Annotated in this window: 12 protein-coding genes; 1 reads left to right on the top strand and 11 read right to left on the bottom strand. The window is 37.7% G+C overall.

Annotated features, from left to right (window positions below; all coding sequences use genetic code 11):
- Positions 1-8 precede the first annotated feature (8 nt).
- Positions 9-1,031: a dTDP-glucose 4,6-dehydratase gene (rfbB, locus tag HGD76_RS23810; RefSeq protein ID WP_015081003.1), complete on the top strand. Its 1,023-nt coding sequence runs from the start codon at positions 9-11 to the stop codon at positions 1,029-1,031.
- 42 nt (positions 1,032-1,073) lie between these two features.
- On the opposite strand, the gene HGD76_RS23805 is transcribed toward rfbB, so the two are convergent.
- The 11 genes from HGD76_RS23805 to HGD76_RS23755 all read right to left on the bottom strand — a co-directional run bounded on the left by HGD76_RS23805 (position 1,074) and on the right by HGD76_RS23755 (position 12,953).
- Positions 1,074-1,985 carry an indole-3-glycerol phosphate synthase TrpC gene (locus HGD76_RS23805; protein WP_168697550.1) on the bottom strand — a complete coding sequence of 304 codons (912 nt, stop codon included), beginning with the start codon at positions 1,983-1,985 and terminating at the stop codon, positions 1,074-1,076.
- Between the two features lie 86 nt (positions 1,986-2,071).
- Positions 2,072-2,293, bottom strand: coding sequence for a HetP family heterocyst commitment protein (locus HGD76_RS23800; RefSeq protein ID WP_015081001.1), 222 nt, complete (start codon positions 2,291-2,293; stop codon positions 2,072-2,074).
- A 319-nt stretch (positions 2,294-2,612) separates the two neighbouring features.
- Positions 2,613-3,740, bottom strand: a complete 1,128-nt coding sequence (locus tag HGD76_RS23795) for a glycosyltransferase family 4 protein (protein ID WP_168697231.1) — start codon at positions 3,738-3,740, stop codon at positions 2,613-2,615.
- A gap of 39 nt (positions 3,741-3,779) precedes the next feature.
- Positions 3,780-5,042, bottom strand: a complete 1,263-nt coding sequence (locus tag HGD76_RS23790) for a glycosyltransferase family 4 protein (RefSeq protein WP_168697230.1) — start codon at positions 5,040-5,042, stop codon at positions 3,780-3,782.
- Positions 5,039-6,475, bottom strand: coding sequence for a hypothetical protein (locus HGD76_RS23785; RefSeq protein ID WP_168697229.1), 1,437 nt, complete (start codon positions 6,473-6,475; stop codon positions 5,039-5,041). The genes HGD76_RS23790 and HGD76_RS23785 overlap by 4 nt, the downstream gene beginning before the upstream one ends.
- A gap of 88 nt (positions 6,476-6,563) precedes the next feature.
- On the bottom strand, positions 6,564-6,875 hold the full coding sequence (locus HGD76_RS23780; protein WP_168697228.1) for a hypothetical protein: 312 nt from the start codon (positions 6,873-6,875) through the stop codon (positions 6,564-6,566).
- Positions 6,876-6,988: 113 nt separating this feature from the next.
- Complete coding sequence (locus HGD76_RS23775; protein ID WP_168697227.1) at positions 6,989-8,107, bottom strand: glycosyltransferase family 4 protein; 1,119 nt, start codon at positions 8,105-8,107, stop codon at positions 6,989-6,991.
- A 54-nt stretch (positions 8,108-8,161) separates the two neighbouring features.
- A complete protein-coding gene (locus HGD76_RS23770; protein WP_168697226.1) occupies positions 8,162-9,397 on the bottom strand; it encodes a glycosyltransferase family 4 protein in 1,236 nt (411 codons plus the stop codon).
- Between the two features lie 131 nt (positions 9,398-9,528).
- Positions 9,529-10,497 carry a beta-1,6-N-acetylglucosaminyltransferase gene (locus HGD76_RS23765; RefSeq protein ID WP_168697225.1) on the bottom strand — a complete coding sequence of 323 codons (969 nt, stop codon included), beginning with the start codon at positions 10,495-10,497 and terminating at the stop codon, positions 9,529-9,531.
- Positions 10,498-10,615: 118 nt separating this feature from the next.
- A complete protein-coding gene (locus tag HGD76_RS23760) occupies positions 10,616-11,860 on the bottom strand; it encodes a glycosyltransferase family 4 protein (protein WP_168697224.1) in 1,245 nt (414 codons plus the stop codon).
- Positions 11,861-11,897: 37 nt separating this feature from the next.
- Entirely contained in the window at positions 11,898-12,953 is a 1,056-nt protein-coding gene (locus tag HGD76_RS23755; RefSeq protein WP_168697223.1) for a glycosyltransferase family 2 protein, read from the bottom strand.
- Positions 12,954-13,041: the final 88 nt, after the last annotated feature.

Raw genomic sequence — 13,041 nt, 5'->3', positions numbered from 1 at the left:
GGAATCTCATGAATAGACGATTATTGGTGACAGGGGGAGCTGGGTTTATTGGAGCGAATTTTGTCCATCATTGGTGTCAAGCTTATCCAAATGATAAATTAGTGGTATTGGATGCTCTTACCTATGCTGGAAATCGCCATAATTTAGCATCAGTTGCAGAAAGAGAGAATTTCCGGTTTGTCCAAGGGGATATATGCGATCGCTCTTTAGTTGATAAATTACTCTTAGCAGAAAATATAGATACTATAGCCCATTTTGCCGCCGAATCTCACGTTGATCGGTCAATTACTGGACCTGCTGCATTTGTCCAAACTAATGTAGTAGGAACTTTTACTCTTTTAGAAGCTTTTCGTCAACATTGGGAAGCAAAAACACAACCTGATAATTACCTATTTCTTCATGTTTCTACAGATGAAGTTTATGGTAGTCTCACTGCAGATGAACCAGCGTTTTCAGAAACTACAGCTTATAGTCCCAATAGTCCTTATTCAGCCTCAAAAGCTGGGAGTGATCATTTAGTTCGGGCTTATTATCATACTTATAAATTACCGACAATTATCACTAATTGCTCTAATAATTATGGTGCTTTTCAATTTCCCGAAAAGCTAATTCCTTTGATGTGTATTAACATTTTAACTGGTAAAGAATTACCTATTTATGGTGATGGAAAAAATGTTCGAGATTGGTTATATGTAGTTGATCACTGTCGGGCTTTAGATGTGGTAATCCATCAAGGAAAACCAGGAGAAAATTATAATATTGGTGGTAATAACGAAGTTGAAAATATCAGTCTGGTACAAAGTTTATGTGAAATCATGAATGAATTAGCACCAGATTTACCAGTATATCCAGCGGAAAAATTAATTACTTTTGTGAAGGATAGACCTGGACATGATCGAAGATATGCTATTAATGCCAATAAGCTAAAAACAGAATTTGGTTGGACTCCATCCGTGACAATTAATGAAGGGTTACGTTTAACTGTAGAATGGTATCTGAATAATCATGATTGGTGGAAACCTTTGTTATGAGAAATTCGTAATTATCAATTACTAGCCAATCCTTAATTCTTCTTAATAATGAATAGGAAATTTGGATTGGAGTAAATTTCTGACAGCTACTTCTAAATCATTTTCTTTAAGCAAAGATTCTCCGATGATCACTGTTTGTACACCAATTTCAGCAACAAATGATAAATCATCGGGGGTTTCTATACCTGATTCACTGATGACTAAAATTCCTAGGTTTTGAAGTTGCGATCGCCTAGCTGCCAATAATTCCTGAGTAGTGTTAATATTGGTATTAAAATCACTTAAACTCTGGTTATCAATGGAAACTATCCTGACATCTTCTAATGCGAGAACCCTATCCAAATCATTTAAGTTATGAACTTGGATGACAGCATTCATCCCTAAGTAGTGAATCACTCGTAAGAAGTTTTGTAATTGCTTATCTGTCAGAATAGCAGCAATTAATAATATTGCATCTGCACCAGCGGAACGGGCTAAATAAATTTGGCAAGGATCAATGATAAAATCTTTGCAAAGTAGAGGTATTCCTACGCGATATCTGATAGCACGAAGATGATCAAACCCACCATGAAAAAACTTTTGATCAGTGACAACAGATACACAAGATGCTCCTCCTTTTTTATAAGCCTGAGCAATAGTAACTGGATCAAAATCTGGTCTAATTACACTATGATAAAGTGTTGCTTTTTTCACTTCTGCAATTAAACTAGGTTTATAAATACTCAACTGCAAAGCCGTAAAAAAGTCCCGGACAGTAGGAGCAGCAGTTAACTGACGTTGCAAGGAAGCCCAAGACATATCTTTTTGTATTTGTGCAACTTCTAGTTTTTTCTGCCACACAATTTCTTGAATAATTGCTTGCATTTGATGATTATAACTTGTGGTTGGGTAGATCATAAAATCGGCATGATAGTCATAAATTTTTATTGATGAATCTTCACCTTTCCTTCTTATTTTCCAGAAAAAATTCTCACAAATCCATGTTTAAAACGCAACTACTTTAATTTCAAATCAAACCTGTCAACTTTGCTGATAGGTGGTTAATTTTGCTGAGAATTACCAAGCAAGCAGTTAGTTTTAAGTAATCTGATATAAGTACGATAGGGGATATAGTCCATAGGATTGTAACCAGCAAATTGTAAAACTAGAACACAAGCCCAAGAATATTTACCAGATATAATCGCTTTGATTATTTGCTCTATTTGTTCAGTCTTGATTTTTTTATGAACAGATGAATTATAATCGTTAAAATTTTGACTCATAATCTGCACTCCTGTTGGTAACAACAATCATCCAATTTTTTTGAAGACTTTCCTGATACTTATCAGCAAAGGCTTCTTTTTAAGACTACCGAAAATTACCCTGCTAATACATGAATTATTTTTTGATTAACTTGATGATTTTTTCGCTCTTATTTTTTACATTTAATTAACTGTCAGCAGATGATAATTTTAAGTGTAAATTTAACGGGAATAATTATATAATATTTTTCTCTTTTTTATGTTAATTTTTTCAGTTGCGTGGCAAGCAAGGGGTTTAGAAATACTAAGCCCCTCCGGGATACTTTTCAGTTAAAAATCCCTACTGACTAATAAAGGAAAATGTAGAGTAAAATTTTAGATATTGATTTGCTACATCCAATTTAGAAAATTGAAGATCATTAGCAGTTCTATTTACAGGCTGTTCTAAAGTAGAAATAATGGCTTGTGAGAGATTTTTGACAGTATCACGTTCAACATCAAAATAACAACAGCTAGAACTACCAATTTCTCTAAATATGGGAATATCTGAGCAAACTACTTGACAAGAAAAATATAGAGCTTCTGCTAATGGTAAACAAAATCCTTCTTGAGATGAAGCGGCCACAAAAATTTCACACTTTTGATATAACCAACATAATTCATGGTCTTTAATTGCATGAATTAGCAGCACTTGATTTTGAAGAGATAGATGCTGAATTTGATTAACTAAACTCTCTGTTTCTGGTCCTGTACTACCAACAACTATTAGCTTAGTCTCATCTTTTAAATAACCATTTTTCTTTAAAAAAGAAAATGATTGAATTAACAAATCTATATTTTTATTTTTTCGATGTTGAGCGACACATAACAGAAAAGAATCATGATCACTAATATCTAAATTATGATGTGGTTCAGCAACAATATTACTAAAATCCACGTAATTATAAATAACAGCAATGGGTTTGAGTGTTTGAGTTTTGGGAAAATAGGATTTAAGACTGCTTAAAGTAGATTTAGAAACACAGGTAAGACCATCACTATGTTCTATACATTGTTTTAAAAACAAGCGATTAAAGATCACATTTGGATAGCCAAAAACCTCTGGTTTTTCATAAGGATACAAATCGTGAATTGTCGAAACAATAGGACAAGGAAAAAGTGGTCGTAAAAAAGGAAAAGGAAAAGATAAATGGACAATATCAGGATTTAAATGCTTTACCAATTTTGGTAAACCAAATAAAAACCAGATATTTCTTGCTAAAGAACTATTTTTAACATCTACAGTAATTAATTGAATTTTTGGGGAATGAAAAAATTGTTCAAAGTAATCTTTCTGCCATGTTCCGACAATTAAAGTCACCTTGCTAACCTCTGGAGTATCAGCCAAACATTGAGCTAGATTTGCAGCGTGTCGGCAAACACCCGTTGGTTTTGTTGGTCTGTGTAAAGCAGCAATTAATATGTGCATATTATCCAAGTGGGAAAAATTAATTAGTTAAATTTAGGTTCAAAAAACTTGAGATATAACGTCAGTTTGTGATACCTTCTTGCTGGCAATCTCTAAATAAAGTTTGTGCAAACGCTCTCCGACAATCTGCCAACTGTAGTTTTCATTGACTAGTTTCCGACCTGCCTGACCCATACTCACTATTAGTTCTGGGTTTTGAACTAAATGAATCATTGCGGCCGCTAAATCACGGACAGCTTGATATGGTTCATTAGCAGTAATCTTAAAACCAGTTTCATCTGTAACTTGAACAGCAGGTCCCCCTATATCTAAACAGATGATAGGACGACTTGCTGCCATTGCTTCCATACAGACCCACCCACCAGAATCATGTAAGCTGGGATGAACTAGCACATGACAATCTTTTAATAAATTTAAAGCCTTTTCACGAGGCAACCTACCCCAAAATTTAACTTTTTTAGCAATTCCTAAATCTGATGCCAAAGTTTGCAGGTGATGCCATTCCGGTCCATCTCCCACAATCCAGTATTCTGTATTTGGTAGATTTGCTTGAGCAAAGGCACGCAATCCTAAATGAAAGCCTTTCCAATGCAAAAGTCTACCCATGCTGATAAATTTTACTATTGGCTCATTAGGGATTTCATATTGATTTAGATGGTCTATGTCTGCCGCCGATAACCCTGATTCCGGCAAAATATGCACATGATTCACACCCATTTTATAGAGACACTGGGCTGTATCTTTAGTTGTGGCTCGGACTACAGCACTTCTTTGAGCAGTCAGACGGACAAAGGGGTCTTTTTCTCCCAGCCAGCGAGCGCCGCTACGAGCAATTTCGTAAATTTTGCCATTTAAGCTAAAATCCTGCCAAAAGCTTGCTGGTGCTGATTCTCCACCACCTACAGGACCCCAAACTAGGGGAATGGGCAGGAGTGAGAGGAAGCAAGGACTGGAATACTTAACAAAGGTAACATGATGGCTCAAGTCAAAGCCAATTTTCTGATGTAAGTCACGGGCGACAAAATAGGCTTGAATTTGCCAGAGGTAATAGTGAAACTGCATTCCCCCAGACTGTCCCCAGCGTCGGCTATCTTGCCAAAAGGGCAAAGTAAAGTAAACAAAGTGAAGATTGGGAATGGGGTGGCGTGCCAATTCTGCGTTAATAATATCCTGACTTTCATCGGGTCGGGTGAGTACCCAAACTTCATGGTATTTAGCAGCTTCGCGGGCAATATTCCAACCCACACCAGGTTCAGAACCCATACCTGGTTCACAGGAGTAAGCAGACATTAAAATCTTCATAGGGAATTGGTAATTGGTAATTGGTAATTGGGAAATTCTTTCTCTCTCTTGCCTCTGTGTATCTGTTTCTTCAGTTGTCGTTCTTGCCATGCTAGTCCTAGAATAAAGGCGATAGAAAGCATGAAGCCTGGTTCTTCCATTTGAGTAAAAATAAAACCCATGACGAGAACAGTTAGTAAAGTAACTTTTAAGGAATCATCTAAACCAAAGTGTTGCCAAGCTAAGTAGGATAGAAATAGGTATGCACCTACACCCAAAAGTCCTAAATCTCCCCATATTCCAGCCCAACCAAAAATGGGCATGAAAAGAGTAGAACCAGAACAAAGCCAAGAATTACCACAAAATTCCATTGCTTCCTGACTAATTGGATTGGTGGTAGCACCTAGTAGTCCGAGTATAGACCAATAATCTTTAAGAAACCATACTCCTAAGCGGCTCACGGTATGCCCAGGACCAAGACCAAATAACCAATTGAGGGATGATTGATAATGAGATAAAATGGAACGCACCGAGTAGAATTTGGTATACCAAGCATAACCATCTGGTCCGTAAAGTTCCGGTCGCGCCCAAGCTGTAAATGCAGCAAATGCTTCTAGGTTCTGTACGCACCAAAGGAATCCGTATCCGAAGAGAGCGATCGCACTCAGCAATTTTATACTTTTACCAATATCATGGGAATTTGCTAAAACTAAAAGACCCCAGGCGATTAGATACGCAAGCAGAAGTTGTTTGGAATCAGAAAATAGAATCTGCCAAAAAGCAGCGATAATTACCGCGATTCTCATCCATAATGGAAAAGTTTTTTCATTAGTGAAGAAGTAGAGGGCAAAGGCAACTGATACCGAAGCTGATACATAATTTCCCGCCCCGGAAACGAAAAAGACTCCACCGCATCCATCCGTGCCATTAAATCCGTTAGCATAGAGCTTCCCCGCATCAATTAGGGGTTTCTGGAAAGCAGCAAGGACAAAGTTAATCAAAGCAGACCATATCAGCCATTTCTTGATGCGGGTAATGGATTTAGCAGACATGGGAATACAGACAATAGCCAGCAGAAAGATGAAAGGTTCGCAAAGCATCATGAAAGAGACGACGGCATTAATTAAGCCTGTGTTATTCCATAATGCACTAGCTAAAACTGCAACTAGAAAAATCAAAAGTCCTAATACAAAAGAATAGGCAATAGTAATTTGTTTGCGATCTTTTGCCCGACTGGTAAATAATACAACTCCTAAAACAAAGGGAACAACTGCGAAGTGAGCAAGGTTAAAAATTGAAGGAGCGCGAGTAATGGCACAAAAAATACGGGAGTAGAAAACTACGGAAAAGGCAAGGATAATTAAGCTTGTATTATCAATCCATCCTTTCTTTTTTGGTTTCTTAGTTGTGGGTGGATGCAAATACATGATTTCGATACTTAATAAGTTTGACATCAAACTCTAAATAGGGCTTGCTGATAGCGTAGTGTGGTGTAAGCCATATAAAACTAAAACCGTTTATTAATAATGGTTTCGCAGATTTTTAGAACAAAAAAGTGCAAAGTTTTGGCTTATGGTGTCTCAAAACAGTCCCATTATTATCAAAGTGTTTTGCAGCTTTGATCGTGTATATACCTGTGTTAGCACCAACATCTATAAAAACACCTTCTGAATCTAATAATTTGTCTAGGTGTTCAAACTCTGGCTCAATAGCATCTCTATAAATATATATTCCCCGTCCGCCGAATCCTGTGCTATTTTTTCCGTAAACTATTGCTCCATTGGACAATTTTGTTTTCAGAAGCCTTGTCTGCGGTGTTAATGCTAATTGCAGTTTTCTCATCAAAACGTTCATAATTTCTTCTAAATTTCTGATTTACTAATAATCTTTTTTGCTGTTATAAACTCACCGGATGCCGTTGAGAAAATTTTGAGAAAGCCACTCTTATTCGCAAGTACGAATTTTGATCAACTTAACTGCTCATAAGCTGAAACCAAATGTTCTGCTGATTTTTTCCAAGTCAATTGTTTAGCTCTTGCAAATCCCTGAGTAATCAAATTTTGACGGTCACTAGAATTCTGTGTGAGCCTAACTACAGATTCAGACATAGTTTGGATATCCATAGGATTAACCAACACTGCCGCATTACCCACCACTTCTGGGAGGGATGAGATATTAGAAGTAATTACCGGTAGTCCGCAGGCCATTGCCTCTAAAACTGTCAAACCAAAACCTTCATAGAGAGATGGTGCTAAGAGAACATCCGCTGCATTGTAAAGTTGAATTAGAATATTTTTATCAGCAGTACCAAAATCAAGAATATCTTCCTCAAGATTAAGTTCTTTGATAAAGGTTATTTGCTCTGCCATAAATTTGCCCCCTGACCGCCAAAGACGGACTGATAACCCTCGATCTTTAAGAGTTTTTAGCACTTTCAACACAGTAATAATGTTCTTTCGTTGGTGAGTTGAGCCAACATTAAGTAAACAGATTTCTTCAGGTAACCGTTGATATTTTTTCCGAAATGATTTTACTTCCTGGGATGGTAATGTTTGAAAGGATGCTTCAACTCCGTTAGGAACTACCAAAATTTTCTCTAATTCAATATTCAGCCTTTTATGAACATCCTTAGCTGTATTTGAGGAAACAGCAATCACACAATCAGCATAACACATTCCTCTAACTGAAAATTGCCAAGATGCCATACTGAAAGCGGGAAAACGGGACTGTCCTTTGAGAATTTCTGGATAGACAAACTGCACTAAGTCGTGACATGTAATAATAAGAGGTTTGCCTTTATTTTTCAACCAATAGGCAACATGAGCATTGGTATGATCAATGATGTGATAAATATCTCCTTCTACCTGACAAACTTGTTGGGGATGATGCCAATAGCGTTCATAATACTTGCGGATACCAGTCCCGGAGTGCCACAGGTTTTCTTGGCTTTTGCTCCAAGGATGGGGTGCAACCTCGACAATTTCCCAATTTGGACGGATTGCCTTTAATTCGGTAACTAAATTGTCAGCATAGACATCCATACTCAGAGCAACACCAGGTTCTCTACGAACAATCACTAACCGCATTGCATATCTCCAAATAAATTGATTTGATATCTCCACACAAGCAATGCCTATCTATTAGGCAAAGATTGAAAATTTTCGACGAGTTCCCAATCTTTGTCTAGTTTCAATTGCAACTTGATAACTCTTCTCCTGTAAATCTCCAATGCGCTCAAGATTATATTCCTGTAAAACTCGCTCACGAGCGGCTATTCCCACCTGAACGCGTAGTTCTGGATTCTGCAACAGTTCTATCGTAGATTGAGTAATTTGTTGTGGGGAATTTGGTGATATTAATCTGCCGACAGAATTAGTGTTGATTATTTCAACCATGCCACTGGCAATACTGCCAATTACAGCGCGACCAGCCGCCATTGCCTCTAAGCAAACCAAAGGGAAGTTATCAAACAAACTGGGAAAGATGCATACATCTGTTTGTCCTAGTATGAATGGAATTTGAGTGTTGGGAACGGGTCCAATGAATTTGAGTGAGTGGCAATAAGGATGTAAAAGTTTTTCAATATACTGCTGCATATTTTTCTCAGGATCAGGTGATAGCCCTGCTTTCCCAACAAAACGAAATTTTGCATCTGGGCAGTGTTTCAGGATATCTGGAATCGCCTGAGCCAGGTCGAGTACACCTTTTCTAATTTCCAAGCGCCCAACAAATGTGACCACCTGACTGGCTTTTTGTTCAATGGGAATGCTGAGGGTCTCAGGAGAGGGAATATATGGAGATGGAAAGATGTGTACTTTTTGGCGATTCAGTTTCCATTGCTTGATCAACAATTCAGCAATTAGATTTGAGGGAGCAGCAATTACATCAGCATCATGAGCATGGCGCTTCTCAATGTTTTCAATCGAACTGGGATTGAGCCATTGATGGCAGGCACCCAGATTCGTTCTGAGTTTTGGGATAAACTCCGTTATCGTTGCTGCTTGAACCTGACGGCAAATTCCATTAGGAGTGTGAAGCTTGACGACCAGCGGAATCTCAGGAATAAGGCGGATTACTCCAGCAGCATCAGCACAAAAATCTGGTCCTTCTAAAACATCAAATTTAACTAAAGCATGACGTTCAGCAAAAACTGGAGCAATTTCGTTAGCAAATAGCTTTTTATTCTCAAGTTGAATTCGATGAATCCTGACACCACTTGCTTCAATTTCCACACCTGAGCGATAGTGACTTGCTGTAAAAACTTCTACCAGGTTTCCTCTGTTTTGCAACATCTTGGCAGCTTGTTCCACATAAGTGGCAATCCCACCACCTCCAGTATCTGGAGGGTATTCATAGCTGATGAATGCAATCTTCATCTCTAAGCCTCTACTAAATTTCCAATAAATAAACTATTTTTGTGGATTTGAAATTTCTCGATATTTTTGATGCCAATAACTTTTCAAAACCTTGCAGTTTGAATTTTTCGAGGTGTCCTTAAATTCAATTTTCAAGAAAGAAGATTCTTATCTATCAGATCAAGTAAGCGAGAAGATTTGTTTGTTGTGAATTTTCTCGCAAAGAAAAAGTCAGAGTAACTAAAAGCTCCGCGGATTAATGATGTATCCATTAGGTTGCACAATTCTTTAGACATTCGCTGTTCGGTTGGTTTTCTATTAAAACGCAAGTCCTCAAGAAACTCATAATCATTTTCAGCAAAAATTCTCCCCTCAAAGTTTAGCGTAATATTTGAAACTTCGTGGGGCCACCTAATTTCTTGCCGAAATCCTCCTGCTTTTTCAAAAAAAGGAGAGTTAGCTACAACTGTATGAAAAAAGTGTTCATCAGGTGCGTGAGCATATTTATAAAAATTTATAAAAACTGGATTTTCTTCTAGATATTGCAAAATGAAAGCTGCACATTCAGGAGTAATTGCCCACCATTGGCTACCCCAAACTGTTGAAACATTGTTTAGAGGCTTTTTTGTCACTCCTAAATGGAATATTTTTTGTAATACTCGTCTAAAGAATCTGTCATTATAAAAAGGTTGGAAAGGTTCCATAAACCAGTAGTTAGTGAGTCGTTTTTCAGAGGGTAATGGTGATTCATTGAGGTTAGTAAGTTTAATAAATTGTCTATCAGGATTGCTTTTCAAAAAATCATAGAATGTGGATACAGGTTTAATCGGATAATCAGAACCAGAGAGCAGCACCAAATGTGAAAAATTTTCTTTGGAAGCCAATGCAGTTTTAATAAGATTTAAAATTGCCTTGACCATTGAAATCCCTCCCCAATAGACCTTTACTCTCTCAGGAATAAAATTTACTGACTCTATATTAGCAATATTTATATATCTATCAATGTTTGTTTTCTTATCCAAATGTATAAAAATATGAGCCTGATAATCAATGGAATTGACCAATCTTTCTAAGTGAATTGGATCGTGATGAGCTAAGACTAAGTAGGCTATCTTAACCATAAGAGAAACTCCTTGACTGACAAAGATGCTAATTTGAATTTGAAGGACAACAGATTCTAGTAACAGCTATTTTATAAAAAACGTTCTTTCTTCAAAATGGGAAGCAAAAAATAATTATCTAATTCCCAAAGCTAGATTTACTAAAGTTCCTGGATTTTATTACTAAACCTTCTTTGATTCGTTCTATCACTTCTAAAAAAGCTTGGACTTCGCAGTAGATATCTTGTCCGTGAAAGACTTCTTTAGAATTTGTGCTGTACTTCTTACGAGTCTCAATATCAGTCATTTCTAGCATTGTCTTTGCTAAGACATCAGAATTACCACAAGGATAAACCAAACCATTGTAGCGATGGCGAACTGTATCGTTATACCCCCAATTACCACAGCGATCGCTCAAAATAGGAGGTGTCCCAGATACCATTGCTTCTGAAACCACTAGGGGATGGGGATCAATCCACGATGTAACTACAAAAACATCCATGGCTGCATAGTAGAGAGGAATTTTGGCTTGATTCACAAAGCCAAGATTGATAACCTCTGCATTACCAAGTTGGCTAAGACGTTGATTAATCTCGGATTCTAAGTCACCTCCACCAATCATGATTCCTCTGACACGCGGATCACGTTGATGGGCTTTTTCTATAGCTGCAATAAATTCAAAGGGATTTTTCCGCTCTATATATTTACCTGCAAAGCCATAAATTAAAGTATCCTCATTCCCACTAAGTTCCTGACGAATTTTCCAAATTTCGTTTTGGTTTTGCCTAATTGATTGCTCAAATCGTTCACCATCTACGGGATGACACCCACGGACAATTTTTTCGTCTGCAACACCATAATGACGTAAGTGGATTTCATTATGGTCGCCACAGGAGAGCCAGTAATCTGCTAAATTAAGCATCCAGGGGTAAAGAATCGCCATCATAATTCGCCGCAAGCGACTGTAGCGACAATCAGACATGATGGTTGCATCGTTTTGCATGATTAAAGGAATGCCACGGAGTTTACACAGCAGAGCAGTTAATCGGTAAGAGTAATTAACAAAACTCTGCATGAAAATGGCATCGAAGTTATCTGGAGTCAGACTATTGAACAACTCTGGGCTGATAACGTTCTTTTCTTGTTGGGATGGTACTCTTCCAGACAAATCTTTGAGATAATCATACTCATAGCCACTTAATACATCAACATCCCAAGGTTGAGAACTACCACCCAGAAGAGCATCACCACTGATCTGATTTTCATTGCAGAGGTAAAGGACTTTGACGGAAAGACCAGGTTGTTCATTTAATTTTCTCCAAAGTGGTCCGTGATGTTGAGTTGGATGGGTAAAAACAATGCCTAAACGAAATGGAGCGTTCATAAATCTGAATCTTTGATAAATATTTATTATTGGCGGCTTATTTAACTAATGTGCGAATTTTAATCAATATCCAATCAATTGTTTTTGGACGAAGATGCGGAGCATATAACCAGGTAAAACCCAATTTTGCTAGTGGAACTGGCATCAATCCAACCCAGAGAAAAAAGATGCTATAAATACATCGTTTCTGCCAGTTAAAGTCAGAATATTTCCAGAGAGACCGAAACCCCCAATAAATAAGTTGAAGTGAATTATCTGAAACAACAGGATGGACTTGAGGTTCTAGACGCAGCGATGCTAAACGTGACCACAAACGACCCAGGGATCTCTTTTCCAAGTCATTAGGAACTTCTAGACCGAACTCCTTAGCGCGTTGTAGCAGCAGAGAAAAGTTTTGCAAGTCATGTTGCACAAATCGGCGAAATCGGCTGCCGGAAACTGATGTCAACGCCCATTGGTTACTGTTGTGAATGCGATATAACCCAAGTGGTTCTTCAATGCCCACAACCTCACCATAAAATGGTGTTGAGATCATCAAATAGTCATCTGCCGTGGTCTTATACTCATCGGGAATTGGGAAAACATTAGTTAGAGCAGTTCGACTATAAGCATTACCACTCATGGGCGTACTTGTATAGCTACTGGTTTCTAGCAAATGCCGCCACACCTCTCCAGAAGATAACTTCGCTTCAGTCGTAGGAATGTAATATCCTAATGGTTGCTTTTCGGTATCCACGACTTTCAAGCGGTAGTGAACTTTGCCAACTCCCGGTTTCCATACCTCTACAACCTGCTCAACTGCATTAGGCAAGAGACAGTCATCAGAATCAAGAAAAAGGATAATATCACCATGACTGGATGCAAAGCCACTATTTAGAGCCGCAGCTTGTTTACCGTTTTCTTGAAAGATGGGAATGATGCAATCGCCATATCCATCAATAATATTACGGGAATTGTCAGTTGATCCATCATCAACAACAATAATTTCAGTATGAGGATAGGTTTGGTTAATGGTGCTATTAATTGCTTCTGGGAGAAAGCGATCGTAGTTATAATTATTGATGATGATGCTAACAATTAACTTCTTATCCATAACTGTAACGCTTATTAATATTTCGGTGAATAGGAGAAACAGCTAAAAATTTTTAGGAGAGTATTTGCTTTTAAGGTGAGATAATTAT

This window comes from Dolichospermum flos-aquae CCAP 1403/13F (assembly GCF_012516395.1).
Lineage (GTDB): Bacteria > Cyanobacteriota > Cyanobacteriia > Cyanobacteriales > Nostocaceae > Dolichospermum > Dolichospermum lemmermannii.
The sequence above is the reverse complement of the archived record's forward strand: the minus strand, read 5'-3'. Positions and strand labels throughout refer to the sequence as shown.

Excerpts from the sequence above, each read along its gene's own strand:
- rfbB (WP_015081003.1), top strand. The coding sequence starts at position 9 with ATGAATAGACGATTATTGGTGACAGGGGGAGCTGGGTTTATTGGAGCG.
- HGD76_RS23800 (WP_015081001.1), bottom strand. The coding sequence starts at position 2,293 with ATGAGTCAAAATTTTAACGATTATAATTCATCTGTTCATAAAAAAATC.
- HGD76_RS23795 (WP_168697231.1), bottom strand. The coding sequence starts at position 3,740 with ATGCACATATTAATTGCTGCTTTACACAGACCAACAAAACCAACGGGT.
- HGD76_RS23790 (WP_168697230.1), bottom strand. The coding sequence starts at position 5,042 with ATGAAGATTTTAATGTCTGCTTACTCCTGTGAACCAGGTATGGGTTCT.
- HGD76_RS23785 (WP_168697229.1), bottom strand. The coding sequence starts at position 6,475 with ATGTCAAACTTATTAAGTATCGAAATCATGTATTTGCATCCACCCACA.
- HGD76_RS23780 (WP_168697228.1), bottom strand. The coding sequence starts at position 6,875 with ATGAACGTTTTGATGAGAAAACTGCAATTAGCATTAACACCGCAGACA.
- HGD76_RS23775 (WP_168697227.1), bottom strand. The coding sequence starts at position 8,107 with ATGCGGTTAGTGATTGTTCGTAGAGAACCTGGTGTTGCTCTGAGTATG.
- HGD76_RS23770 (WP_168697226.1), bottom strand. The coding sequence starts at position 9,397 with ATGAAGATTGCATTCATCAGCTATGAATACCCTCCAGATACTGGAGGT.
- HGD76_RS23765 (WP_168697225.1), bottom strand. The coding sequence starts at position 10,497 with ATGGTTAAGATAGCCTACTTAGTCTTAGCTCATCACGATCCAATTCAC.
- HGD76_RS23760 (WP_168697224.1), bottom strand. The coding sequence starts at position 11,860 with ATGAACGCTCCATTTCGTTTAGGCATTGTTTTTACCCATCCAACTCAA.
- HGD76_RS23755 (WP_168697223.1), bottom strand. The coding sequence starts at position 12,953 with ATGGATAAGAAGTTAATTGTTAGCATCATCATCAATAATTATAACTAC.